Consider the following 24,903-nt stretch of genomic DNA (forward strand, 5'->3'; position numbering starts at 1 on the left):
CCCGCGGGGAGTGTCCGAGGTCGATGCGTCGGGCAGGGCCAGGTCATGCGATGGGCCCCTGTCCGCCGTCGACCACCCAGCCTTCGCCGCCCTCGCCCGCGACCCGATAGCGCGGGTTGGTGGGCAGATCACCCGTGACGGTCGTGCCGTCGCCGCCCGGTTTGCCGTCGTCCAGCCAGGGCTCCTGGTAGATCTCCGGAGGCGGATCGAACTTCCCGCGGTCCCCGTTCTGCCACGCCCGCAGTCCGTGCTCACCGAACGGCAGCTTGGCGATGTTGTCCTCGGTCGGCGAGAAATCCTTGACCCGCAGCAGATCGGCCAGCATGTAGGCGGCGATGACCTGCCGCAGTGTCTCGACGATCACATCGGTGTGCTCGGCGACCCGCCCCATCCCGAAGCCCCACTCGGAGAGCACTTCCTTGGCGGGCTTCTCGATCTCGATGGTGGCCGCGTTGTTGATCCCGCTCGCCATCGACTTCCAGTCGTCCTTGATCTTCCGAGCGGCGACGACCGACTCCTCCAGCGGCTTGAGGATCTTGCGGACGCCCGCGATCTCGATCGCGTACCCGTCACCGGGTTTGGGGCCGTCGTACGCGCCTTTCTCGTCCCCCGACATGCTCACCCCCTCCGGGCGGCATCGCCGTTCGCGGCCCCGGCGTCCGCGGGTTCCGCGTTCGGGGTCCCCTGGTCGGCGTCGGGCCCGGCCGTCTCCGGCGGCGTCAGCCGGTCCGCGTCCAGCAGGAAGGGGTGCTCGCCCAGCGGGTCCACCAGTGCCCGGACGCCGTCGGGCAGCAGTTCCACCAAGTCCTCCGCCGTGGTGGAAGCCCAGTCGCACACTCCGGCGAACAGGGCCAGTCGCTCCCAGGAGGTGAAGACCGGCACCACCGGGCCGTCCACCGTCTCGGCCACCAGGAAACCGGGATTCTCAGGACGCTGGAAGTACAGACGTGCGGAACGCAGCCGGTCCAGCCGCTCGGACGCGGACATCCGCGCCACGGCGGTGTCGTGGACGAGATCGCGCAACGACATGGGTCCCCCTCCCCCTTGCCCCGGCCGCACATCCGGCCGGACCGTACGGGGCGATATTCGCACATCCCTAGGACACCAGTGCAGTTCAGAAGGCTCCAGCATGCCGCTGTGACGGAGCCGTGACGGTGCCCTCGCGAACGTCGCGGGGCGACTCGTTGATGGGGGTATGCCCCCCGCTAGGTGGCTTCGCCCCCTAGGACCCCCGGCCGCCCAGGGGCCACCGCTCTGAACACGTGTCAGCGGCGCGGAGGCCGGGTCCCCGATCCGGCCGGTGACAACCCTGCGGGTCGTTCTTGCAGGAGGACGAAGGGCAGGCTTCTTTCCCTCCGACGGCCCGCAGGGTTGTCACCGGCCCTACCCGGGGCGGAGGCACCTCGCAGGGTGCCCGGAGCCGGACGGTGCCGCAGATGCGGACGGGGGTTCTAGGGGGCGAAGCCCACTAGCGGGGGGCCGTCGGGGGGCGGAGCCCCCCGACACGACCTCTCGGCGACAGCCGAAGAACAACAGGGGCGTGCCCCCACAACACGGCAACCCCGCACCCGCGGCAACCGCACCCGCGGCAACCGCACCGGCTGCAGCCGAAGACGCGTGCCCTCACCAAGGCCGCGGGGCCGCCACCAGGGGGTGCCCCGCGAGGGGGGCGGGGCCCGGAGGGGTCAGCGCCAGGTGCTTCCTGCGAAGTGGAGGTCCTCCAGGGCGTCGAGGACGACGGTGTGCCGGTACCACTCCAGCCACTCCGCGGTCTGCGCCCCCACCTCGTCCAGGGACCGGGCCTCCGCGGCCGAGAGCGCCCGCACCGGGCGTTCGTGGTGGGTGGAGACCACTCCCTCGGGCCGGTCCGAGGACTGCTTCACCAGGGGTGTGCTGTGGCAGCCGCGGCTGCCCGCGGCCAGGATCGCCTTCCGGGCGGGTTCCTCGAACACGGGGTCGGTGGCCACGTCGGTGACGGTGACGCGGGCGACGTGCTGCGAGGCCTGCGCGCAGGCGGTGCCGTCCTTGCCGACGCGGTCGAAGAACTCCACGAAGTCCTCGTCCAGACCGCGGTGCTTCTCGATCCGCAGGTCGCCGGTGACCGGGTCGACGAGCTGGACGTTGCCCATGTCCGTGCCGACGATCTCCATGCTGCGGCGCAGTACTGCGGAGAGTACCTCCGCGGTGTTCGCGGAGGCCGTCCGCAGCCCCGGCGCGAAGGCCAGCCGTGGCGGGGTGCGCCGCTCCCGTGCCGGGAACCACACGCTGTCGTAGGAGTGGGGGCCCGGTGTGGTGACGAGCGCGGTCGCGAGGGTGCGGAGCCGTACGTTGAACCGCTGCGAGCTGGCTTCCAGCAGGGAGAACGCCGCCCGGTCGTCCGGTAGTCGGTAGCGTTCCTCCAGGATGCCCTGGGCGCGCGAGATCAGCGGGTGGGTGCGGGCTTTGGCCCGCAGGTGACGTATCTCCTTGCGCAGCAGGAGGAGTTCGCCCGGCGAAGGCGCATGCTCCGCCGGGTGGGTGGCGGACGCGGGTGGTCCGGGTGGCGCGGCGCCCGACTGCGCGGCGGGCCTTTCGCATCCCGCGGCGGCGTCGGTCGCCTCCGCGGCGGAGCCGGCCGCCCTCGCGACGCGGCCCGCGGCCGCCTCCGCGACGGAGCGGACCACGACCGGGCGGCCTTCCGCGAAGGAGCTGCCCTCCGCGGAGTGCCCATCCTCCGCGGTGAGAATCCCCTCCGTGGAGAGTGCGCGGCGGAGCCGCTCGTTCGGGACGGCCAGGAGCAGCGTGTGGCCGTCGGCGGCGAGCGTACGCGCGCAGGCGGCCAGCGCGCGGACGCCCGCCGGCGACACGTGCGGGACGAGGGCGAGGTCGATCACCACGGCGGTGCAGCCGGTCGCGGGGCGCACGGCTGCGCGGAGCGCCGGGTGGTCGGCGTCCGTCACGCCGCCTTCCGCGCGCACCGCCCACAGGCCGTCTCCGTGCGGCAGCCGCACGACTTCTGCCCGTGCGGTGCCGGGGCCGCCCGTCGCGCCCATAGGGTGTCCTTCTTTCTCCCCCGGAACATTTGCAGTGTGACAACGGTACTCACCTCTCGGAGGGGGCGGGAGCGCGGTCCCCCGTCGGGTCGGAAGGGCCGGGTGCCGCCCTCTTGTCGGCGGTCGGCGGGCGCCGCACCGTATGGGAATGGACCTGGAACTCCGACACCTCAAGGTCGTCTCGGCCATCGCCGAGGCGGGGAGCCTGACGCGAGCCGCGACCGGGTTGGGGCTGGCGCAGCCGGCGCTGAGCGCGCAGCTCAAGCGGATGGAGCGGGCGCTGGGCGGTGAGCTGTTCGTCCGGGGCCCGCACGGGGTGCGGCCCACCGAGCTGGGGGAGTTGGTGCTGGAGCGGGCCCGGGTGCTGGTGCCCGCGGTCGCGGAGCTCCAGGAGGAGGCGCGCAGCTTCAGCCGCAAGCGCGCGGCCGGTCAGGACCGGCGGGCCCGCTACCGGCTGGGCGGGACGCACGGGCCGCTGCTGGGCGGCCTGGTGGACCGGCTGGCCTCGGCCTGTCCTGCGGCGTCGGTGACGACGTGCACCTCGTGGTCGACCCGCGAGCTGGCGGGACTGCTGGCCGAGGGGCGGATCGACTACGCGCTGACGGGGGTGTGCGGGCTGAGCCGTCCGCCGACTGCCGGGAGCGGTGCGGCGGTGGTGTGGCGGGAGGTGGCGGTGGATCCGGTGTTCGTGATGCTGCCCGAGGGGCATCCGCTCGCGGCCTGCGAGGAGGTGCCGCTGGGGGAGTTGGCGGACGCGTGCTGGACCAACGTTCCGGGGGACGGGTGTTTCGCCGAGTGCTTCGCGGCGGCCTGCGCGCGGGTGGGGTTCACCCCGGAGGCGGTGTACGAGACGGACACCGCCTCCTGTGTGCACCTGGTGCAGGTGGGGCGGGCGGTGGGCCTGTGCCGGGCGACGTTTCCGCCGACTCCCGGGCTGGTGACGCGCCCCCTGCTCGGCTCGCCGCTGATGTGGCGGCACGTCCTGGGCTGGTATCCGGACACGCCGGCCGCCGAGACCGCGGAGAGCGTCCTGGCGCACGCCCGCGCCGTGCACGCCGGTGCCGCCGCGCTCAGCCCCAGCTACGCCCACTGGAGTCGACTGCGGCAGGCGCCGACGTGACGTGCAGAGCCGGGTGAGGGACCCGGGCCGCCGCGTGCCGTGGAAGCCCGTACCACGGCACGGAGGTCGGCACCCTGGCCCCCCGGCAGGCCGAGCCACGGCGCAGCGCCGGACAGGCCGGAGGGCCGCTCCGGGAGCGGGGCGCCGTCACCGCGCGGCGGCCCCCACCATGCCCCGGCGCCCCCGCAGCGCGGAATCCCGCACCAGGACAGCGGCGCCATAACACCGTGGCAGGGGGGCGGATGGGAGGTCCGGACCAATGGTGGTCCGGTCTACGGTTTCGCCAACCCGCTCCCCGTCCCCGCCGGGAGCGCCCCACAGAGGAGAACTCCATGGCGAGACCCACGAGTTCCGGAAGCCTCCCACCCGGATCCCGTTCCGTGCGTCGGCAGGGTGCCGCCGCTGCCGCCGCCGTACTGGCCGTCGCGGGCCTGGTGCTGGCCGGGCTGAGCGAGCCGTCCCCCGCCGCTGCCGCCGAGGGGGCCCGTGCCCCCGGCACCCACGCGGCCCCCGACCCCGACCTGGTGCGGGCGATGAGCCGCGATCTCGGGCTCACCGCGTCCGAGGCCGAGACCCGGCTCGGCAACGAGGCAGCGGCGGCCGCCACGTCCAGGGCGCTGCGCACCGCGCTCGGCGACAGTTTCGCCGGGGCCCACGTCAGCGGCCGGACGGCCAAGCGGCTGACGGTCGCGACCACGGACGCGGCCGAGCGGTCGCGTATCGCCGAGGCGGGCGCCACCGCGCGGGTCGTCGCGCGGGACCTCGGCGCGCTCGACCGGGTGCAGAAGGCCCTCGACCGCGCGGCGGCCCGCTCCGCGCCGAAGGACGTCCCCGTCTGGTACATCGACACCGTCCGCAACGATGTCGTCGTGGAGGCCCGCAGCACCTCGGCGGCGCACGCGCTGCTGAAGCGGGCAGGTGTGGACCGGGACGCGGTGACGGTGCGCCGCACCACCGCCGAGCCCCGCCCGCTGGCCGACCTGCGCGGCGGCGACGCCTACTACATGAACGGCAGCGGCCGGTGCTCCATCGGATTCTCCGTCACCCGCGGCGGCCAGGGCGGATTCGTGACGGCGGGCCACTGCGGCACCCCGGGCACCTCCACCTCCGGGTACAACCAGCAGGCCCAGGGCAGCTTCCAGGGCTCGACGTTCCCCGGCCGGGACTACGCCTGGGTCGCGGCGAACTCCTCCTGGACGCCGCGGCCGCTGGTCAACGGCTACGGCGGCGGTGATGTGACGGTGGCCGGCTCCACCGAGGCACCGGTGGGCTCGTCGGTGTGCCGCTCCGGCTCGACCACCGGCTGGCACTGCGGCACCATCCAGCAGCGCAACACCAGCGTCACGTACCCGCAGGGCACCGTCTCGGGGGTGACGCGGACCACGGTGTGCGCGGAGCCCGGCGACTCGGGCGGCTCGTTCATCTCCGGCAGCCAGGCCCAGGGCATGACCTCGGGCGGCTCCGGCGACTGCACCTCGGGCGGCACCACGTTCTTCTACCCGGTCAACCCGGCGCTCCAGGCCTACGGCCTCACCCTCGTGACCAGCGGCGGCGGTGGTCCGACGGACCCGCCCGACCAGGGCAGCTGGGCCGCGGGCACCGCGTACCGGGTGGGCGACCAGGTCACCTACAACGGGGTGACCTACCGCTGCGTCCAGGCCCACACCGCGCAGCCGGGCTGGAACCCGCAGGACGCGCCGTCGCTGTGGAGCCGGGCCTGACGGCGCCGCCGCTGCGGAGCCGGGTCCGAACCGGCCCGGAGCCGTGCCCGAACCCGACCGCGAGTCCGTCCGGCTCCTGCTCGCGGTGGCCGGCCGGCGGCCCCGTCACCGGCGGGATCCGCAGGGCCGCCGGCCACTCCCCGGGGTCCCGCCGGGCGCCACGCGCGCCCGGCGGGACCCCGCTCCCGTACTGCTCCCACCCCCGGCGGCAGAATTGGGCGGTGTACGGGAGAGACGAGCTCGGGTGAGAGGGGCAGCGCGTGCCGGCGGAAGGCGCACCCGGCGAAAGAGCCGACGGAGGAAGAGCCGACGGAGCGGGAGCGGCGGGGGAGAACGGCTGGACGGCCGAGGGGGATGTCGTCGCGCGGGTCCTGGGGCAGTGGCGGCAGGTGCTGCCCGACTTGGACACCGAGCCGATCGGGGTGATCGGCCGCCTCACCCGGTGCGCGGCGCTGCTGCGGCAGTCGTCCGACGCACCGCTGGCCCGGGAGGGCTTCTCGCGTCCCGAGTTCGACATCCTCAGCGCTCTGCGCCGCGAGGACCGGGATCTGACCCCGGGGCGGCTGGCGCGGGAGACCTACGCCTCGGGGACGGCGGTCACCAAGCGGGTCCGCACCCTGGAGGAGCGGGGTCTGGTCGAGCGGCGCCCGGACGCGCGGGACCGCCGCGTCGCGCATCTCTCCCTGACCGTGCAGGGGCGCGAGCTGGTGGACCGGATCCTGCCGGAGCAGGTGGCGTTCGAGCGGTCGCTGCTGGCGGGCCTCGGCGAGGAGGAGCGCGACGGGCTCGCCCGGACGCTGGGCGAGCTGCTGCGGCTGCTGGAGAGCCGCGAGGAGGCGGGTACCCGGCGCTGAGCTGCGGCACGGGGCTCAGGCGCCCCGGCGCTCACCGGGAGCCCTTGACCACCAGGCTTTCCAGGAGGTCCTCGGTCGCCGCGGTGATCCGCTCGACGGCCTGGTCGAATGCGGCCTGGTTGTGCGCTGCCGGGGCACGGAATCCGGACACCTTGCGGACGTACTGGAGTGCGGCCGCGCGCACGTCCTGCTCGGTGACGGCCTCGGCGTAGGGCGGACGCAGGGTCCGGATGCTTCTGCACATACTGCCGACGGTACGTCGCGTCTCTCCCGGCTCGCCTGTTCGAGTGAGGAGAGGTACGGTGAAAAGGCCGTGACGTGGGAATACGTCGCTCCGTTCCCGGAAGGGAGGGCGGGCCATGCAGACCACGACGGGACTGCTCGGCGAGCTGACCCCCGAGCAGCGGGAGCGGGTGCGCTCCTTGGGGTCCGAAGTGCACTTCGACGCCGGGGAACGGATCTTCGAGGAGGGTGCGAGAGCCGACCGGTTCTGGATACTGCACACCGGATCGGCGACGCTGGCCATACACATACCGGGACACCGGGACGTGGCCATCGACCACGTCCGGCACGGGGAGCTGCTCGGCTGGTCCTGGATGTTCCAGCCGTATGTGTGGTCGCTCGCGGCCCAGGCGGACAGTCCCGTCCGCGCCCTGGAGTTCGACGCCCTCACGGTCCGGGTGCTGTGCGACGAGGACAAAGCGCTGGGCCTGGCGATGACCAGGTCGGTGGCCGCGGTGATGGCGGACCGGCTGCAGCGCTGCCGTGCCCGGCTGGTGGATCTGTTCGGGCCCTACGCGCCGCACGACGCCGCCGCCGACCCGATCTGAACCGCGACGCCGCACGGCCCCCCGTTCGCTGCCGGTTCACCGGCCCGGACGGCCGGGGCGGCGGCTAGCCGAGGTCCTGCCCCGGCACCGGCACGGCGTCCGCGCCCCCGACGAGCGCACCCGCGCCCGCGGGGACGGCCGCGCCCTCGGCCGCCGAGGAGTCCCAGCCCGTGGGGTGCGGGGTGATCCGGCCGGACATCATCGCGGCGAGTCCGTTGACCGCGCACAGTTCCGGTTCCTCCGCCACTTGCACGGCCATTCCGGTGTGCTCGCGCAGCTGGTCGGCGAGGCCGGGCAGCAGCGCGGTGCCGCCCGCCAGCACCATGCCGTGCTCGGCGAGGTCGGCCACCAGGTCGGGAGGGCAGCGGTGCAGCACGATCCGGATCGTGTCCAGGAGGCCGGTGAGCGGGGTCTGGATGGCACCGCGCACCTCCTCCGGGTCGATGGTGACGGTGCGGGCGAGGCCCGAGACCACGTCCCGGCCCTGTACCTCGATGGTCCCGGTGTAGACGCCGGTGCCGACCCCGCCGCTGCCGAGCAGCGCCAGGTGGAGCGGGCGGACGTCCTGGCTGGGCAGCAGCAGCTCGTGCCGGTTGCGCAGGTACTGCACTACGGAGTGGTGGATGGTGTCCCCGCCCAGGCCGACCGTGCCCGCCGCCACGATGGCCCCCAGGGAGACCACCGCGATCTGGGTGCTGGTCGTCCCGCACAGCAGCACCATCGCCCCTTCGGGGTGGACGACGGGGAGTCCGGAGCCGATCGCCGCGGCGATCGGGGCCTCCACCAGTTCGACGTGGCGCGCCCCCACCCCGGAGAGCGTCTCGACGGCTGCGCGGCGCGTCAGGGGGTCGGCGTCGTGCGGGACGGTGACCACGGCCCGCTGCATCGTCCGGCGCCGCTTGAGACGGGGCAGCTTCTCGCCGATGAGGGTCCGCACCATCCGCCGGGCCATCTCGATGTCCACCACGTGGCCGTTGGCGATCGGCCGGATGACCTCGATGTGCTGCGGCGTGCGCCCGGCCATCCGCTCCGCGGCCTGGCCGACCGCGATCAGGCTGCCGGAGTAGGTGTTCACCGCGACGGCCGACGGCTGGTCGACGATGAGCCCCGCACCCTTCGCGTACACACGGGTCCTGGCCGCCCCCAGGTCGACGGCGACGGAGCAGCGGGTCAGAGACTCAAGGCTGGAGCAGCTCATGGCGCTCGTGTCCTTCCGGCAGGCTGGCGTGTACCAGTGGACCGCCGCGGGACGGAACCGAGGGACGGTCCACGGCTCAGCCTGTGCCGCTGCGCGGGGGCGCGCCCGCCGAGCGCGTCCGCGGGAGTGACGCGGGCCGGTCCGCGGCCCGCGTCCGGGTGCGCTCCGGTGCTTCCCGGGCCCGGCGCCGGCCGCGGTGCGCGCCTCCGCGGCGCGCTCACCCGCGGGGAACCGCCTCCGGCGTACCGGGCACCTGCGCGGCCGGCGCCGCCGCGGGCTGTTCGCCCGCGAGGAACTGCGTGCGGTGGAGCTCCTCGTAGCGGCCGCCCGCGGCCAGCAGCTCCTCGTGGGTGCCCTGCTCGATGATCCGGCCCTCTTCCAGGACGAGGATCCGGTCGGCGGCCCGCACGGTGGACAGCCGGTGGGCGATGACGAGGGAGGTGCGACCCTGCAGCGCCTCGGCGAGCGCTTCCTGCACGGCGGCCTCGGAGGTGGAGTCCAGGTGGGCCGTCGCCTCGTCCAGCAGGACGAGGCGGGGCCGGGCGAGCAGCAGCCGGGCGATGGTCAGCCGCTGCCGCTCGCCGCCGGAGAGCCGGTAGCCGCGTTCCCCGACGAGGGTGTCCAGCCCGTCGGGCAGGGCGGCGACCAGCCCGTCGAGGCGGGCCCGGCGCAGCGCGGACCAGAGTTCCTCGTCGGTGGCCTCCGGGCGGGGCAGCAGCAGGTTGGCGCGGATGGTGTCGTGGAAGAGGTGCCCGTCCTGGGTGACCATGCCGAGGGTCTGCCGGATCGTGGCGGCGCTCAGGTCGCGCACGTCCGTCCCGCCGAGCCGGACGGCGCCGCTGTCCACGTCGTAGAGGCGGGGGAGCAGCGAGGCGAGGGTGGATTTGCCTGCGCCCGAGGAGCCCACGAGCGCGACCATCTGTCCTGGTTCGGCGCGGAAGGAGATGCCGTGCAGCACCTCCTCGCCGCCCCGGGTGTCGAGCGTGGCGACCTCCTCCAGGGACGCGAGGGAGACCTTGTCGGGGGAGGGGTAGCCGAAGTGGACGTCGTCGAACTCGACGGAGACGGGGCCGGCGGGCACTTCTTCCGCGTCGGGCTTCTCCTCGATCAGCGGTTCGAGATCGAGGACTTCGAAGACCCGCTGGAAGCTGACGAGGGCGCTCATGACCGCGACCCGGGCGCTGGCCAGTGCGGTCAGCGGGGCGTACAGGCGGGTGAGCAGCAGTGCGAGGGAGACCACGGCGCCCGGCTCCAGGCTGCCGCGCAGCGCGTAGTAGCCGCCGAGTCCGTAGACGAGGGCGAGTGCGAGGGCTGCCACCAGGGTCAGCGCGGTGAAGAAGACTTCCTGCACCATGGCGGTGCGTACTCCGATGGCGCGTACCCGGTCGGCGCGGGCGGCGAACTCCTCGGACTCCTCGCGCGGCCGTCCGAACAGCTTGACCAGGGTGGCGCCGGGTGCGGAGAAGCGCTCGGTCATCTGGGTGCTCATCCGCGCGTTGTGGTCGGCCCGCTCCCGCTCCAGCCGGGCGAGCCGGGCGCCCATCCGCCGGGCCGGGAGGACGAACAGCGGCAGCAGCACCAGCGCGAGCAGGGTGATCCGCCAGGACAGGTTGAACATCACCACCAGGGTCAGCAGCAGGGTGACGACGTTGCTGAAGACCTGCGAGAGGGTGGAGGAGAAGGCACGCTGGGCGCCGATGACGTCGTTGTTGAGGCGGCTCACCAGGGCACCGGTACGGGTACGGGTGAAGAAGGCCACCGGCATCCGCTGCACATGGTCGTAGACGGCGGTACGCAGATCGAGGATGAGCCCCTCCCCGACGCGCGCGGACAGCCAGCGGGTCAGAAGGCCGACGGCCGCCTCCGCCAGGGCGATGGCCGCGATCAGCCCGGCCAGTCCCAGCACGGTGCCCGCGGCGGCCTGTCGGTCGATCGCGGTCACCACCCGCCCCGCGAGCAGCGGGGTGGCCACGGTGAGCACCGCGAGCACGCTGCTGAGCAGCATGAACACGAGCATTCTGCGGTGGTGGCGGTGTGCGAAGCGGACGATGCGGCCGATCGCGGCCGCGGAGAAGGGGTGCTGGTCCTGGTGGGCCTGGCGTGCGTTGTAGAGCGCCTGCCAAGCCGTCATCTCCATGCTCATGGCGTGACGCTAGAACTTGAAGCTAAGTTTAAGTCAAGGGTCTGACCAGCTGTGACGGCCTTGCGACCCGCGGTCGTGCACGTGCATCGGCACATGCATCCGTACATGAACGAAGTTATGATCCCGGGAAGTTGGCAGTTCACGGCTGCGCGACCCGGTCCTGCACATTCGACCACCTCAGGAGTTCCAAGTGCCCGACGCGTTCAACGGCATGGCCGCCAGGGACCTCCAGGGGGTCGTGTGGAGAAAGAGCCGCTTCAGCAACTCGCAGGGAGCCTGCGTGGAGTTCGCCAAGCTGCCCAACGGGGAGATCGCCATGCGCAATTCGCGCTTCCCCGACGGGCCCGCGCTCGTCTACACGTCCGCCGAACTGGAGGCGATGATCCTCGGCGTCAAGGACGGTGAGTTCGACGACCTGACAGCCCGCTGACGGCCGGTACCCCGCCCAGGGCCGGTGCTTCCCCCAGCGGTGCCGCCCCGCCGAGGGCCGGGGTCCCGCCGGGAGTCGGTCCCTCGCGCCCGGTCCGGAAGAGCGCCCAGACGATCTTCCCGGCGAGCGGGCCCGAGAGCGGGTGCCAGCCCCAGGCGTCGCTGAAGGAGTCGACCAGGCACAGGCCGCGGCCCGACTCCGCCGTGAAGCCGGGCGTCTCGAACTCCGCGTCCTCGGAGTACGAGACGCCCGACGCGTCGCACGCGGCGAACGCGTCAGCGGCTTCCACGGCGCCCCCGTGTCCCCCGTTTCCCCCGTGTCCCCCGTGTCCGGGAGGCCCCTCGGAACCGAGGGGCCTCCCGGGTTCAAGAGGGGCCCCGAAAGCCGAGGCACCCCCTCGATCCATGGAGCCCCCGTACTCCATGGAGCCCGCGAGTGCCGGCCGGCCCTGGAGGCCGGCGGGTGTCCCGCGGTCGTCGCATCCCCCGTGTGCCCCCCGGTGCGCGGCGGTGTCCCGCACGGCCGTCACATCGGGGGGCTGGTCGCTGGGGTCCCGTACGGCACAGACCAGCCGGGCCGACCAGCGCATCAGATGCAGCCGGACCGGCGGGTCGCCCTCGTCCCCCGACGCCGCCCCGTGATCGGCGCCGGGGGTGAGGCCGTGCCGCATGGCGTTGGTCACCAGTTCGGAGACCACCAGCGCCACGTCGTCGAACTTCTCTGCCAGGTCCCAGTACCGGAGCGTGCTGCGGGTGAAGTTCCGGGCACTGGAGACCGCTTCGTAGCGTGGCGGGAGCGCACAGGAAGCGGAGCCGGAGACCGAGGCGGCATCCGGCGTACGGAGGCCCTCGCCTAAGGGCTCCAGCACCGTCGATCCTTCGGTCCCCAACAAGGGCCACTCCTGGCGTCAGCGGCAGTGTCGATCCTGTGCGGATCCTGTCGGCCGTGCTACCCCGTCTGGTGCGGGCGCCACAGCGCAACCCACGCGGCCAACTTGCTTACCGGCGAGTCCACTTGTGCCCTCCCCATGGTTCCCAATGCTCACAGCAGATGCAAGGGCAGATGCACGTGCACGAGAGACTTTCGATCGTGTGTAATCGGCTGCGCACGCAACGGAGCGCGGGGATGGCACACTTCCCTTCAAGCAGGGGTGGAGGGCTGATCGGAATGGCAGCAGAATCGGCAGGGAGCGACCTCGGGGCGGCGAAGGGGGTGAACAGCTCCAGCGGCTCGATGGTCCGGCGCATCCTGCTCGGATCGCAGCTCAGGAGATTGCGCGAGGCCCGCGGCGTCACCCGCGAGGCCGCCGGCTACTCGATCCGGGCCTCCGAGTCCAAGATCAGCCGGATGGAGCTGGGCCGGGTCAGTTTCAAGGCCCGCGACGTGGAGGACCTGCTCACGCTCTACGGCGTCACCGACGACGCCGAGCGCGCCCCCCTCCTGGGGCTGGCCAGGGACTCCAGCGTCGCCGGCTGGTGGCACAACTTCAGCGACGTGCTGCCCGGCTGGTTCCAGACCTACGTCGGGCTGGAGGGTGCCGCCTCGCACATCAGCACGTTCGAGGTCCAGTTCGTGCACGGCCTCCTGCAGACGGGCGAGTACGCCCGGGCCGTGGTCGCCGCCGGCCACCGCACCCCGCTGGCCGAGGAGGACGCCGAGCGCCGCGTCGCGCTCCGGCTCGAGCGGCAGAAGCTGCTCCTGGGGGAGAGCGCCCCGCAGTTGGTCTGCGTGCTGGACGAGGCCGCGCTGCACCGGCCGTTCGGCTCGACGGCGGTCATGGAGGCCCAGCTCGCCCACCTCGCCGAGGTCTCCCACCAGCCCAACGTGCATCTGCACGTGGTCCCGTTCACCATCGGCGGGCACGCCGCCGAGGCCGGCGCCTTCACCCTGCTGCGCTTCCCGGAGTCCGACCTCAACGACATCGTCTACCTCGAGCAGCTCACCAGTGCCCTGTACCTGGACAAGCGGGACGAGGTGGCACAGTACGACCAGGTGCTGCGGCGACTGGTGGATATCAGCCTTTCTCCCGAAGAAACCCGGGATCACCTGTGGCGAATCCGCCAACTCCTGTGACACGTCGGTACGATGACCAAGCAGCAGCATCTCCTTCAACCCCCCGAAGGAATGGCATGGCCTACTTCACGGATCTGGCACTCCAGTGCATAGACGGCGAGTGGCGTCCCGGCTCCGGCTCCTGGGACATCATCGACTTCAACCCGTACAACGGAGAGAAGCTCGCCTCCATCACCGTCGCCACACGCGACGAGGTGGACGAGGCGTATCGCGCGGCCGAGCGCGCGCAGCGCGACTGGGCTGCCACCAACCCGTACACCCGCAGACGGGTCTTCGAGCGGGCGATCCGGGTCATCGAGGAGAACGAGCCGCAGATCACCGAGGCCATCATCGCCGAGCTGGGCGGCACCCGGCACAAGGCGGCCTTCGAGATCCACATGGTGAAGGAGTTCTTCCGGGAGGCGCTCCAGCTCTCGCTCAACCCGCTCGGGGAGATCCTGCCCTCCTCGGTGCCCGGCAAGGAGAACCGCGTCTACCGGGACCCGGTGGGGGTCGTGGGGGTGATTTCCCCCTTCAACTACCCGTTCCTGCTGGCGGTCAAGTCCGTGGCGCCGGCCCTGGCACTGGGCAACGCCACGGTCCTCAAGCCGCACCAGTCGACCCCGGTGTGCGGGGGCACCCTGGTCGCCAAGGTGCTGGAGGACGCCGGGCTGCCGCCGGGGCTGGTGAACGTGGTGATCACCGACAGCGCGGAGATCGGCGACACGCTGATCGAGCACTCGGTGCCGAAGGTCATCTCCTTCACCGGTTCCGACCGCGTCGGCCGCCACGTGGCCACCGTCGCGGGCCGCAACTTCAAGCGGGTGATACTCCAACTCGGCTCCAACAGCGGCCTGGTGGTGCTGGACGACGCCGATGTGGACTACGCGGTCGACGCCGCGGTCTACAGCCGCTTCGTCAACCAGGGCCAACTGTGCATGGCGGCCAACCGGATCATCGTGGACCGCAGCCTGGAGCGGGAATTCACCGCGAAGTTCGTCGACCGGGTCGGCAGGCTGGTGGTGGGGGACCCGGCGCAGCCGGAGACCCACATCGGTCCGCTGATCAACTCCCGGCAGGCGGAGCGGGTGACGGCCATCGTCGAGCAGGCCCTCTCCGAAGGCGCCACGGCGCTGCTGCACGGTTCCGCGGACGGCAACCTCGTCTCGCCCAGCGTGCTGGCGGACCTGCCCGCCGACTCCCCGCTGCGGCACGAGGAGATCTTCGGGCCGGTCGCGTTGATCATCGGCGCGGACGGTGAGGAGGACGCGGTGCGGGTCGCCAACGACACCCCCTACGGACTCGCCGGCGCGGTGCACACCGCGGACATCGAGCGCGGTGTCGCCTTCGCCCGCCGGATCGAGGCGGGCATGGTGCACGTGAACGACTCCACGGTCGCCGACGAGCCGATCGTGCCGTACGGCGGCGAGAAGCACTCGGGCCTCGGCAGGCTGAACGGGCCGCAGGTGGTGGAGGCGTTCACCACCACCCGCTGGGTCTCCATCCAGCGGGAGCGCAGCGAGTTCCCGTTCTGACCGTCCCGGCCGTTCCGCCCGGCCCCGTCGCGGTCTCCGCCCGGGGCCGGGCGGCGCCTCCGGAATGCGGGCCCTCTCGCGCGCGATCGAGGACAGAACCTGACCGCGAGGCCGCATAGCTTGTGGTCCTCGGCCGGGGAGAGGCCCCGGACCGACCCGAGAGGTGGCGAGCAGCATGCCGGTAGTCGTCCAGGCAGAGGCACCCGGAGACGAGCGCGGAGCGCTGCTGGCGTTCCTGGAGGCGCAGCGCGGCGGCATCCGCCGGGCCCTGCACGGGCTGACCGAGGAGCAGGCCCGCAGCGCCCCCCGCGGCCAGCGAACTGTCGGTAGCCGGTGTCCTCAGGCATGTGACCGTGATGGAGGCGAGCTGGCTGCGCACCTTCCGCGGGATCGAGGCCTCTGAGGAGGTCAAGCGCGCGGAGTGGGAGACCAGCTTCACCCCCGGCGCGGAGCAGACCATCCAGGTGCTGCTCGCCGAGAGCGAGCGGGTCGGCGCCGAGACCGATCGGGCCGTCGCCGGGCTCGGCTCGCTGGACGAGACCTTCGTCGTGCCGCCCGCGCCGTGGGACAAGGGCGGCGAGTTCTCCTGGCGCTGGGGCCTGCTGCACCTGATCGAGGAATACGCGCGGCACGCGGGGCACGCCGACATCATCCGCGAGACGCTCGACGGCAAGGGCGCTTTCGACCTCGTGTTCGAGACGGGTGCGATGCCCGAGCCGGACTGGTCGGCCTTCGGCGGCGCACCGGGCGGGGGCGACACCGCGCAGGACTGACCCCGCTGCCGCTCCCCGTCCCGGCGGACCCGCATAGGGTGGTGCTTGACAGAACCACGGCGGTGTGACTGGGACAGGGAGCGATGTCGGCGATCCGGCTGCTGGTGCTGGGGGACGTGCGTCTGCGGGGGCGGGCGCACGGCTACCAGGTCCGCAACGATCTGGAGTTCTGGGGCGCGCACGAGTGGTCGGCGGCCAAGCCCGGCTCGATCTACCACGCGCTCAAGCAGCTCGCCAAGCAGGACCTGCTGCTCGCCCACGACATCGCCCCCAGCACCGCGGGCGGTCCGCCGCGCACCGAGTACGAGATCACCGGGGCCGGTGAGGCGGAGTTCTTCCGGCTGCTGCGGCACGCGCTGACCGCGACCCGGGAGAAGCAGGAGCTGCTCACCTCCGCCGTCGGGTTCCTCGTGGACCTGCCCCGGGCCGAGGCCGTCGCGCTGCTGGAGGAGCGGGTCGCCGCGCTGGAGTCCTGGCGCGCGGAGGTCACCTCGAACTGGACCCCGGACGGCGGTGTTCCGCCGGAGTGGGGGCACATCGGGGAGATCATGAAGCTGTGGGTGCACACGGCCGAGAGCGACGCGGCGTGGGCCCGCGACCTGATCTCCCGGCTGGAGGGCGGCGCCTTCGTGATGGCGGGCGAGGGCGAGCGGGATCTCAGCGTCCTGACGGACCGGCGCCCGTTCTGAGCCCTTCGCCGCAGCGGCGCCCGGAAGAACGGCTTGCACCTCACGTGACGTGAGGGAGCACCGTGGATGCCGCAAGCCAACGAGGAGGCGGACATGAGCCACTCCGTCGGGCAGGTCGCCGCTCTCGCCGGGGTCACGGTGCGCACGCTGCACCACTACGACGAGATCGGACTGCTGGTCCCCGGGGAGCGCACGGCGGCCGGACACCGCCGTTACACCGATGCCGACCTGGACCGGCTGCAGCAGATCCTCTTCCACCGGGAACTGGGCTTCCCCCTGGAGGAGGTCGCCGTCCTGCTGGACGATCCGGCTGCGGACCCGGTCGACCTGCTGCGCCGGCAGCACGCCGTGCTGACGGCGCGGATCGGTCGGCTCACGGAGATGGCCACCGCCGTGGAACGCGCCATGGAGGCACGGAAAATGGGCATCAGTCTCACCCCCGAGGAGCGGTTCGAGGTCTTCGGGGACTTCGACCCGGAGGCGCACGCCGAGGAGGCGGAGCACCGCTGGGGCAGCACCGAGGCGTACCGGGAGTCGCAGCGCCGCGCCGCCTCCCGCACCAAGGAGGACTGGAAGGCGCTGACCCGGGAGCTGGACGAGATCCACCGCGCGGTCGCCGACCGGATGGCGGCCGGGGACGCTCCGGACGCGCCCGCGGTGACCGATCTGGCCGAACGGCACCGGCTGTTCATCTCCCGGACGAGCTACCCGTGCGACCACGCGATGCACAGCAGGCTCGGCGAGATGTACGTCCAGGACGAGCGCTTCACCGCCACCTACGACGCGATCCGGCCGGGGCTGGCCCGGTACCTGCGGGACGCGATCGCGGCCAACGAGGAGGTCGAACGTGACCGCGCCCGCGCACGCGCGGCAAACGCAGTAGGAAGGGAGCGGGGCGAGGGCGGTTCTTCCGCCTCCTGAGCCCCCTCCGCACCCCCCTCCCTCGTGTTCTCTCACTTTTAATTCCCCTGTACAGGGGGACCTTTGGGGAGAGGATCACTTCTCATGCTCCACTGTGAGGTAGCACGCTTCCGGTTCGTGGAACCATTTCCGTTGGACACCACGTCGGTCGTGTGGCACTGCTGGAAACTTGAGACGTAACGCGCACCAGGCGCGAGAGGGTAAGGAGCGCACAGAAAGTGGTGGGGCAGCCCCGGGGAAACGGCGACGCCGCGGAGCAGGGTGGTGAGCCGGACGACACCAAACCGGCGTCCGACGAATCACGCAGCGCCTTCACGGCGCCCTTGGGCGTGCCGCTTCCCCCCGTCCCGGAGGAGGAGCACCCGACCTCCGAGTTCACCATCCCGGAAGGGCTGGTCAGTCCGCTGTCGTACGACCCCGGCAGCGCCTTCACACCGCCCGACGGCATCCCCGTCGTCGGGCCGCTCGCCAAGCCCGGCTCGCCCTGGCAGGACCGGATGCGCTCCATGGTCCGGATGCCGCTCGCCGAGCGTCCGGTGCCCGAGCGCTCCCCGCGCGGCGACGAGGGCGCGGAGAGCGGGCCCCCCGTTCCCCGCGTCCTCGACCTGACGCTCCGGATCGGCGAGCTGCTGCTCGCGGGCGGGGAGGGCGCCGAGGACGTGGAGGCGGCCATGTTCGGCGTCGCGCACGCCTACGGACTCGACCGCACCGAACCCGAGGTCACCTTCACCCTGCTGTCCATCACCCACCAGCCCTCGCTGGTGGACGACCCGGTCACGCTCAGCAGGACCGTCCGCAGGCGCGGCACCGACTACACCCGGCTGTCGGCCGTCTTCGCACTCGTCGCCGACATCACCCAGGGCGAGGTGTCGCTGGAGGAGGCCTACCGGCGGCTCGCGGAGATGCGCCGCAACCGGCACCCCTACACCAAGTGGGCGCTGACCGTCGCCAGCGGCGCCCTGTCCGGCGCGGCCTCGCTGCTGGTGGGCGGCGACGGGCTGGTCTTCGTGCTGGCCGCGTTCGGCGCCATGCTCGGCGACCGGCTGGCCTGGCTGTGCGCCGGGCGCGGACTGCCGGAGTTCTACCAGTTCGCGGCCGCCGCCATGCCCCCGGCCGGGATGGGCGTGGCCGTCGCGCTGCTCGCCCAGCACACCGACACCCGCATCCAGGCGTCCGCGGTGATCACCGGTGGCCTCTTCGCGCTGATCCCGGGGCGGGCGCTGGTCGCGGCCGTGCACGACGGACTCACCGGCTTCTACATCACCGCCGCCGCCCGGCTGCTGGAGGTCATCTACCTCATCGTCGGCATCGTCTGCGGAGTGCTGATGGTGCTGTACGTGGGCGCCCGGCTGAACGCCCGGCTGACGCCCGACATCGTGCACCACAGCGACCGGCCGCTCACCCAGCTGCTGGCCGCCATGCTGCTGGCGCTCGCGTTCTGCGTGCTGCTCCAGCAGGAGCGCCACACCGTGGTGCTGGCCACCATGAACGGGGGCGTCGCCTGGCTGATCTTCGGGGTGCTGACCAAGGCCGACGTCACACCGGTCCCCGCCACCGTGGTGGCGGCCGGGCTCGTCGGCCTCTTCGGCCAGCTGCTGTCCCGGTACCAGTTCGCCTCGTCGCTGCCGTACATCACGGCGGCGATCGGCCCGCTGCTGCCGGGTAGCAACACCTACTTCGGGCTGCTGAACATCGCCCAGGGCGACGTCAACAAGGGGTTCGAGCACCTGGCGACCGCCGGCGCGCTGGCCCTGGCCATCGCCATCGGGGTCAACCTGGGCGGCGAGCTGGCCCGCCTCTTCATCAAGACCCCGGGCCAGGAGACGCCGCTGCCCGGCCGCCGCGCCGCCAAGCGCACCCGGGGCTTCTGAGCGGCGGAGGGGCCGCCCGGCGAGCGGGCAGCCCCTCCGTCACCCGAACGGGGGCAGGGGCGCAGCCCCGTGCAGAAACGGTTCTCAGTGCCCGCCCTCGGCGGCCAGCCGCTTGATGGAGGCCTCGACCTCGGCCTCGGCCTCGGCGCGGCCCACCCAGTCGGCGCCCTCGACCGACTTGCCGGGCTCCAGGTCCTTGTAGACCTCGAAGAAGTGCTGGATCTCCAGCCGGTCGAACTCGCTCACGTGGTGGATGTCGCGCAGGTGCTCCATCCGCGGGTCCGAGGAGGGGACGCACAGCAGCTTGTCGTCGCCGCCCGCCTCGTCGGTCATCCGGAACATCCCGATGGCGCGGCACTTGATGATGCACCCGGGGAAGGTGGGCTCCTCCAGCAGCACGAGCGCGTCGAGCGGGTCGCCGTCCTCGCCGAGGGTGCCGTCGACGAAGCCGTAGTCCGCCGGGTACACGGTCGAGGTGAACAGGTGCCGGTCGAGGCGGATGCGGCCCGTCTCGTGGTCCACCTCGTACTTGTTCCGCGAGCCCTTCGGGATCTCGATGGTGACGTCGAACTCCAAGGGAGGCTCCTCCGTATAGATCATGATGAGATCAGCACTCGTGTGCCCTGGGGGCCGTCCCCCAGAAGAACTCCAGTCTGGTGATTAAGTGTCCCCCACGCACATGTGTGCTCGCGAAAGGGGCTGGTCGAGGTGCATGACACCGGATCGAAGGTGCGTGGCACCGCGAACCGGGCATACCGCGCCGGCCTCCGCGCGGCCCGTGCGGTGGCGGCGCGGACCCGGACCTTCGCGCCCCGTGCGCGCGCCCTCGCGGCACACGCCCGTACGACCGCCGCAGGCGCGACCGCGCGCGGGCGCGCCGCGCTGCACGGGGCCCGGCGTCGTTGGCGGGCGGTCGCTCCGCAGCAGCGGCTGACGGTCCGGTTCACCGCCGCCGCCACCGCGCTGGGGCTCGTGGCCGCGCTGCTGGCGGTGGCCGCGGCGGGGCCGTGGGACTCGGGTCAGCGTACGGCCGAGCGGATCCGGGCGGCCCGCCAGGAACACGGAAGTGGCGCGGACCACACCCCCGGTCGCCCCTCCGGACCCCCCGCCGCCCCCCAGGTGCTCGCCGCGGCCGGCCCCGTCCCGGAACAGGGCGCGGGCGAGGGCGGCCCGCAGGGCTCCGGCCGCGGCGACAGCCGGCCGGAGCAGATGCCGCCGCCCACCGCCTCGGCCCTCGCCGACACGCTGGAGCCGCTGATCGAGGACGGCTCGCTCGGCGCCGTCCGGCACGCCTCCGTCGTGGACGCCGTCACCGGACGGCAGCTGTTCTCCCGGGACGCCCGGGCGGTCTCGGCCCCCGCCTCCACGATCAAGCTGGCCACCGCCGTCGCCGCGCTGACCGCCCGCGGCGAGACGTACCGCATCGCCACCCGCGCGGTCCGCGAGGACGACCGGGTCACCCTCGTCGGCGGAGGCGACCCCACGCTCACCGGGAAGGACCTGACGGCGCTGGCCGCGCGGACCGCCCGGGCCCTGGACGGGAGCGACACGCACACGGTCCGGCTCCGGTACGACACCTCCCGCTACACCGGCACCGAGCGGCACGTCATCGGGCCCAACGAGAACCTGGCCCGGGTCACCCCGCTGATGGTCGAGGAAGGCCGCACGGACGGCAGCGACCACGGCCCGGCCCCGCGCGCCGCCGACCCCGCCCGGGAGGCGGCCGACGCGTTCGCCGACGCGCTCGAGGACAAGGGCGTCGCCGTCGAGGGCGCACCCCGGGAGCGCACCGCGGGGAAGCGGGCCACCGAGCTGGCCGTGCACCGCTCGGCGCCGCTCGGCGCGCTGGTCGAGCGGATGCTCACCAACAGCGACAACGACCTGGCCGAGGCGCTCGCGCGCCAGACAGCCCTCGCCGCGGGCCAGCCCGCCGGCTTCCGCGGCGCGGGCCGCGCCGTACGGCACACCCTCGACCGGCTCGGCCTGCCACTCGAGGGCGCCCGCTTCGCGGACGGCAGCGGCCTCGACCGGGCGGACCGCGTCTCCCCGGTGCTGCTCACCCGGCTGCTCACCCTCGCGGCCGACCCGGAGCGGCCCGCGCTGCGCCCGGTGCTCACCGGGCTGCCCGTCGCCCGGTTCACCGGCACCCTCGGCAGCCGGTACGGCGGCGAGCGCGGCGAGCCCGGCGCGGGGCTCGTGCGGGCCAAGACCGGCACCCTGACCGGAGTGAACACGCTGGCCGGCACCGTCGTCGACGCGGACGGCCGGATGCTGGCCTTCGCGTTCCTGACGACGGGGGCCGCCGCGCGGGACGCGGCCCAGCAGTCCTTGGACCGGCTCGCCTCGGCCCTGGCCAACTGCGGCTGCCGGGATTCGCCCTCCGCGGGCTGATCCCCGGGCGGGCGCCCGGTCCTCGCGCTCTCCTCCCGCCCCGCGCGCGCTGCACGTACGGTGAAAGAATGACGAGCCTCGGTGGTGTGCAGATGGTCGACTGGAATCTCGCGGTCACGACCGCGACCCGGCTCGGACGGCCGGGGCCGGAAGTCAGCAGGGAGGAGGCCCGCGGCATCGTCGCCGAGCTGCGGCGGCACGCGAAGGTCTCCGAGGAGCACGTACGCGGCTTCACCCGAATGGCCCCCGCCGACGCCGAGGCGGGGGACACGCCCGTCCTGGTGGTGGACCGGCCCGGCTGGGTGCGGGCCAACGTCGCCGGATTCCGGGAGCTGCTCTCCCCGCTGCTGGGCAAGGTCGCCGAGCGCCGTGCCGGGGTCCCCGGAGGGGCCGTGCTCGGCGCGGTCGGCGGCAAGGTCACCGGGGTCGAGGTCGGCATGCTGCTGTCCTTCCTCTCCTCGCGAGTGCTGGGCCAGTACGAGACGTTCGCGCCGGCCGGCCGCGACCTGCCGGGCGGTGCCGACGGCGGCGGCCGGCTGCTGCTGGTGGCGCCGAACATCGTGCACGTGGAGCGTGAGCTGGAGGTCGATCCGCACGACTTCCGGCTGTGGGTCTGCCTGCACGAGGAGACGCACCGCACCCAGTTCACGGCGGTGCCCTGGCTGCGCGACCACCTGCGGATGGAGATCCAGTCCTTCCTGGAGCAGACCGACATCGACCCCTCGACGCTGGTGGAGCGGCTGCGGGAGGCCGTCCAGTCGCTGGCCGGCGGCAGGTCGGGCGAGAGCGGCGCGGCAGCTGAGGCGGAGGAGCGGCCCGGTCTCGTGGAACTGGTGCAGACCCCGGCGCAGCGCGAGGTGCTGGGCCGGCTGACCGCTGTCATGTCGCTGCTGGAGGGGCACGCCGACTACGTGATGGACGGGGTGGGCCCGCAGGTCGTCCCGACCGTCACCGAGATCCGGGAGAAGTTCCAGAAACGCCGGGCCGCCGGTGCCGGACGGCTCGACCTGGCGCTGCGCAAGCTGCTGGGCCTGGACGCGAAGCTGCGGCAGTACCGGGACGGGGAGCGGTTCGTGCGCACCGTGGTGGACGAGGTGGGCATGGAGGGTTTCAACCGTGTGTGGACGTCACCGAACACCCTTCCGACGAAGGCGGAGATCGCCGAACCCGCCGAGTGGATCGCGAGGGTGCACCGCAAGGCCGATTGAGGCGGGCGGAAGCCTCGCCAATCACCCTTCCGAGGGACCGTGCGGCCGGGGTACGCGTGCGATGCTCGGGGAACACAGTCCGTCTCTGTCACCATCGACACACACAGCGTGACAGCAGTTGCCGACTTCGACACCCCCACCCGGATCGCGGAAGCCTCCTTCCGCGATCCGCGCAGCTCCTGACGAGGAAGTGAATCGGACATGGGTCCCCACCCCGCGGTCGCCGCAATACGCCTGGCGGTCCGCCGCACACTCCATGACGTGCTCAGCGCGCACGACCTCAGCGCCCACGACGCGAGCGCGCGTGGCGCGCGCGGCGCACAGCTCGCGGCGACTCCCCAGCCCGCCGGCCCCCTCCCCGCCGACCTCCCCGCCGACCTCCACGCCGACCTTCCCACCGAGCCGCCGCCACCGCTCGTCCTCGTCGCCTGCTCCGGCGGCGCCGACTCGATGGCCCTCGCCTCCGCGCTCGCGTTCGAGGCCCCCCGCCTCGGCCTGCGGGCCGGTGGTGTCACGGTCGACCACGGTCTGCAACCCGGCTCCGCCGAGCGCGCCCAGGATGTGGCCGACCGGCTCGCCGGACTGGGCCTGACGCCGGTCGAGTCGGTCGCCATCCAGGTGGGACGGACCAACACCGGCCCCGAGGCCGCCGCGCGCGAGGGCCGGTACGCCGCGCTGGACGCGATCGCGGAGCGGTACGGCGCGGCCGCCGTGCTGCTCGGCCACACCCGCGACGACCAGGCGGAGACGGTGCTGCTCGGGCTGGCCCGCGGCTCCGGCACCCGCTCGCTGTCCGGCATGGCGGCGGTCTCCGGCCCCGGCGGCCGCTACCGCCGCCCGTTCCTGGCCGTCGACCGGCAGACCACCCGCAAGGCGTGCATGGTCCAGTCGCTCCCCGTCTGGGACGACCCGCACAACGCCGACCCCGCCTACACCCGCTCCCGGGTCCGCCACGAGGCGCTGCCCGCGTTGGAGAAGGCGCTCGGCAAGGGCGTCATCGAGGCACTCGCCCGTACGGCGCAGCTCTCCCGGGACGACGCGGACGCGCTCGACGCGTGGACCGACGACGCCGAGCGCGCCGTCGTGCGCACCCCCGGCAGCGGCCCGGAGGACGCCGGGGTACCGGACCAGGCGGACGGCTCGACGCCCTCCGACCGGGCCGTCGCCCGCACGGAAGGTCCGCCCGGCGCCGACGGAGCGGTGGAGCTGGACGTGGTCCGGCTGTACGCGCTGCCGCCCGCGGTGCGGCGCCGGGTGCTGCGCCGGGCAGCGATCGAGGCCGGCTCCCCGGCCGGGTCGCTGTTCGCCCGGCACGTCGAGGAGATGGACCGCCTCATCACCGCGTGGCGCGGCCAGCGGGCCCTCAACCTGCCCGGGCGTGTGGAGGTCGCGCGCCAGGGTGGCAGACTGGTCATCCGGCACGGCTCACCGAGCTGACCGGCGCCCCGGCACTCACCGGGCCGTCCGGAGGCTGCGGCGGGCCGGGGCGACCGGACCGCGACGAGCGAGAGCAGCACGGGTGGACGAGAAAGACATGGGCACCGACCTGCAGTCGGTGCTGGTCGGCAAGGAAGAGATCGACGCGAAGCTGGCCGAGCTGGCGGAGCGGATCGACGCGGAGTACGCGGGCGAGGACCTGCTGCTGGTCGGGGTGCTCAAGGGAGCCGTCATGGTGATGGCGGACCTGGCGCGCGCCCTGTCCACCCCGGCGACGATGGACTGGATGGCGGTGTCCTCCTACGGCGCCGGGACCCAGTCCTCTGGTGTGGTCCGGATCCTCAAGGATCTGGACACCGACATCAAGGGGAGGCACGTCCTGATCGTCGAGGACATCATCGACTCGGGGCTGACGCTCTCCTGGCTGCTGTCCAACCTGGGGTCCCGCGAGCCCGCCTCCCTCAACGTGTGCACCCTGCTGCGCAAGCCGGACGCCGCCAAGGTGGCGATCGACGTGAAGTGGGTGGGCTTCGACATCCCGAACGAGTTCGTCGTCGGCTACGGACTCGACTACGCCGAGCGGTACCGCAATCTGCCGTTCGTCGGCACGCTCGCGCCGCACGTGTACGGCGGGTGATCCCCGGGCGGCCGAATCCCGGTCGATCCGGGGCGCGCGCGTGTGCGGCCCGGGAACACAG

Annotated in this window: 21 protein-coding genes and 3 pseudogenes; 15 read left to right on the top strand and 9 right to left on the bottom strand. The window is 73.1% G+C overall.

Features of this window, described 5'->3' with window-relative positions; translation table 11 throughout:
• Nucleotides 1-43: 43 nt before the first annotated feature.
• From ACFYMO_RS18020 to ACFYMO_RS18030, 3 genes are all read right to left on the bottom strand, one after another.
• Nucleotides 44-616: a hypothetical protein gene (locus ACFYMO_RS18020; protein WP_366773880.1), complete on the bottom strand. Its 573-nt coding sequence runs from the start codon at nt 614-616 to the stop codon at nt 44-46.
• A gap of 2 nt (nt 617-618) precedes the next feature.
• Nucleotides 619-1,029, bottom strand: coding sequence for an SseB family protein (locus ACFYMO_RS18025; RefSeq protein ID WP_366773879.1), 411 nt, complete (start codon nt 1,027-1,029; stop codon nt 619-621).
• Nucleotides 1,030-1,685: 656 nt separating this feature from the next.
• Nucleotides 1,686-3,032 (bottom strand): ANTAR domain-containing protein, encoded by a 1,347-nt coding sequence (locus ACFYMO_RS18030; RefSeq protein ID WP_388547320.1) that lies wholly within the window; start codon nt 3,030-3,032, stop codon nt 1,686-1,688.
• A 148-nt stretch (nt 3,033-3,180) separates the two neighbouring features.
• On the opposite strand from ACFYMO_RS18030, the gene ACFYMO_RS18035 reads away from it, so the two are divergent.
• From ACFYMO_RS18035 to ACFYMO_RS18045, 3 genes are all read left to right on the top strand, one after another.
• Nucleotides 3,181-4,152 carry a LysR family transcriptional regulator gene (locus ACFYMO_RS18035; protein WP_366773877.1) on the top strand — a complete coding sequence of 324 codons (972 nt, stop codon included), beginning with the start codon at nt 3,181-3,183 and terminating at the stop codon, nt 4,150-4,152.
• 332 nt (nt 4,153-4,484) lie between these two features.
• Nucleotides 4,485-5,873 carry a carbohydrate-binding protein gene (locus tag ACFYMO_RS18040; protein ID WP_366773876.1) on the top strand — a complete coding sequence of 463 codons (1,389 nt, stop codon included), beginning with the start codon at nt 4,485-4,487 and terminating at the stop codon, nt 5,871-5,873.
• A 260-nt stretch (nt 5,874-6,133) separates the two neighbouring features.
• The gene (locus ACFYMO_RS18045) at nt 6,134-6,727 is read left to right on the top strand and encodes a MarR family winged helix-turn-helix transcriptional regulator (protein WP_388547325.1); all 594 of its coding nucleotides are present in this window, start codon (nt 6,134-6,136) and stop codon (nt 6,725-6,727) included.
• A gap of 31 nt (nt 6,728-6,758) precedes the next feature.
• Here the strand turns inward: ACFYMO_RS18045 and ACFYMO_RS18050 are convergent, their stop codons facing one another.
• Nucleotides 6,759-6,971, bottom strand: a complete 213-nt coding sequence (locus ACFYMO_RS18050; RefSeq protein ID WP_019355620.1) for a DUF2277 domain-containing protein — start codon at nt 6,969-6,971, stop codon at nt 6,759-6,761.
• A 115-nt stretch (nt 6,972-7,086) separates the two neighbouring features.
• Between ACFYMO_RS18050 and ACFYMO_RS18055 the strand changes: the two genes are divergently transcribed.
• Entirely contained in the window at nt 7,087-7,557 is a 471-nt protein-coding gene (locus ACFYMO_RS18055) for a Crp/Fnr family transcriptional regulator (protein WP_388547328.1), read from the top strand.
• Nucleotides 7,558-7,621: 64 nt separating this feature from the next.
• On the opposite strand, the gene ACFYMO_RS18060 is transcribed toward ACFYMO_RS18055, so the two are convergent.
• Together ACFYMO_RS18060 and ACFYMO_RS18065 are read right to left on the bottom strand one after the other, a co-directional pair.
• Nucleotides 7,622-8,755 carry a rod shape-determining protein gene (locus ACFYMO_RS18060; protein ID WP_366773874.1) on the bottom strand — a complete coding sequence of 378 codons (1,134 nt, stop codon included), beginning with the start codon at nt 8,753-8,755 and terminating at the stop codon, nt 7,622-7,624.
• Nucleotides 8,756-8,972: 217 nt separating this feature from the next.
• Entirely contained in the window at nt 8,973-10,898 is a 1,926-nt protein-coding gene (locus ACFYMO_RS18065) for an ABC transporter ATP-binding protein (protein WP_388547332.1), read from the bottom strand.
• A gap of 190 nt (nt 10,899-11,088) precedes the next feature.
• Here ACFYMO_RS18065 and ACFYMO_RS18070 point away from each other — a divergent pair, with 190 nt between their 5' ends.
• On the top strand, nt 11,089-11,328 hold the full coding sequence (locus ACFYMO_RS18070) for a DUF397 domain-containing protein (RefSeq protein ID WP_019355625.1): 240 nt from the start codon (nt 11,089-11,091) through the stop codon (nt 11,326-11,328).
• Here ACFYMO_RS18070 and ACFYMO_RS18075 read toward each other — a convergent pair.
• Together ACFYMO_RS18075 and ACFYMO_RS18080 are read right to left on the bottom strand one after the other, a co-directional pair.
• A pseudogene (locus tag ACFYMO_RS18075) lies at nt 11,291-11,536 on the bottom strand (ATP-binding protein); the annotation flags it as partial. The gene ACFYMO_RS18070 and the pseudogene ACFYMO_RS18075 overlap by 38 nt on opposite strands.
• A 303-nt stretch (nt 11,537-11,839) precedes the next feature.
• A pseudogene (locus tag ACFYMO_RS18080) lies at nt 11,840-12,196 on the bottom strand (ATP-binding protein); the annotation flags it as partial.
• 299 nt (nt 12,197-12,495) lie between these two features.
• Between ACFYMO_RS18080 and ACFYMO_RS18085 the strand changes: the two are divergent.
• The 6 genes and pseudogenes from ACFYMO_RS18085 (at nt 12,496) to ACFYMO_RS18110 (ending at nt 19,169) form a co-directional block, all read left to right on the top strand.
• A complete protein-coding gene (locus tag ACFYMO_RS18085; protein WP_388547336.1) occupies nt 12,496-13,401 on the top strand; it encodes a helix-turn-helix domain-containing protein in 906 nt (301 codons plus the stop codon).
• Between the two features lie 56 nt (nt 13,402-13,457).
• Entirely contained in the window at nt 13,458-14,915 is a 1,458-nt protein-coding gene (locus ACFYMO_RS18090) for an aldehyde dehydrogenase family protein (RefSeq protein ID WP_366773871.1), read from the top strand.
• Between the two features lie 175 nt (nt 14,916-15,090).
• Nucleotides 15,091-15,688, top strand: a pseudogene (locus tag ACFYMO_RS18095) (DinB family protein).
• 83 nt (nt 15,689-15,771) lie between these two features.
• Nucleotides 15,772-16,377 carry a PadR family transcriptional regulator gene (locus ACFYMO_RS18100; protein ID WP_366773869.1) on the top strand — a complete coding sequence of 202 codons (606 nt, stop codon included), beginning with the start codon at nt 15,772-15,774 and terminating at the stop codon, nt 16,375-16,377.
• Nucleotides 16,378-16,470: 93 nt separating this feature from the next.
• On the top strand, nt 16,471-17,298 hold the full coding sequence (locus ACFYMO_RS18105; RefSeq protein ID WP_366773886.1) for a MerR family transcriptional regulator: 828 nt from the start codon (nt 16,471-16,473) through the stop codon (nt 17,296-17,298).
• A 218-nt stretch (nt 17,299-17,516) separates the two neighbouring features.
• On the top strand, nt 17,517-19,169 hold the full coding sequence (locus ACFYMO_RS18110; RefSeq protein ID WP_366773868.1) for a threonine/serine exporter family protein: 1,653 nt from the start codon (nt 17,517-17,519) through the stop codon (nt 19,167-19,169).
• Between the two features lie 84 nt (nt 19,170-19,253).
• On the opposite strand, the gene ACFYMO_RS18115 is transcribed toward ACFYMO_RS18110, so the two are convergent.
• On the bottom strand, nt 19,254-19,745 hold the full coding sequence (locus ACFYMO_RS18115) for an inorganic diphosphatase (RefSeq protein WP_019355633.1): 492 nt from the start codon (nt 19,743-19,745) through the stop codon (nt 19,254-19,256).
• A 132-nt stretch (nt 19,746-19,877) separates the two neighbouring features.
• Between ACFYMO_RS18115 and dacB the strand changes: the two genes are divergently transcribed.
• The 4 genes from dacB (at nt 19,878) to hpt (ending at nt 24,842) form a co-directional block, all read left to right on the top strand.
• The gene (dacB, locus tag ACFYMO_RS18120) at nt 19,878-21,560 is read left to right on the top strand and encodes a D-alanyl-D-alanine carboxypeptidase/D-alanyl-D-alanine-endopeptidase (RefSeq protein ID WP_388547342.1); all 1,683 of its coding nucleotides are present in this window, start codon (nt 19,878-19,880) and stop codon (nt 21,558-21,560) included.
• A gap of 68 nt (nt 21,561-21,628) precedes the next feature.
• Nucleotides 21,629-22,768: a zinc-dependent metalloprotease gene (locus tag ACFYMO_RS18125; protein WP_366773866.1), complete on the top strand. Its 1,140-nt coding sequence runs from the start codon at nt 21,629-21,631 to the stop codon at nt 22,766-22,768.
• Nucleotides 22,769-22,969: 201 nt separating this feature from the next.
• Nucleotides 22,970-24,205 (top strand): tRNA lysidine(34) synthetase TilS, encoded by a 1,236-nt coding sequence (tilS, locus tag ACFYMO_RS18130; RefSeq protein ID WP_366773865.1) that lies wholly within the window; start codon nt 22,970-22,972, stop codon nt 24,203-24,205.
• 97 nt (nt 24,206-24,302) lie between these two features.
• On the top strand, nt 24,303-24,842 hold the full coding sequence (gene hpt / locus ACFYMO_RS18135; protein ID WP_388547420.1) for a hypoxanthine phosphoribosyltransferase: 540 nt from the start codon (nt 24,303-24,305) through the stop codon (nt 24,840-24,842).
• Nucleotides 24,843-24,903 lie beyond the last annotated feature (61 nt).

The organism is Streptomyces sp. NPDC007025 (genome assembly GCF_042869455.1).
Taxonomy (GTDB): domain Bacteria; phylum Actinomycetota; class Actinomycetes; order Streptomycetales; family Streptomycetaceae; genus Streptomyces.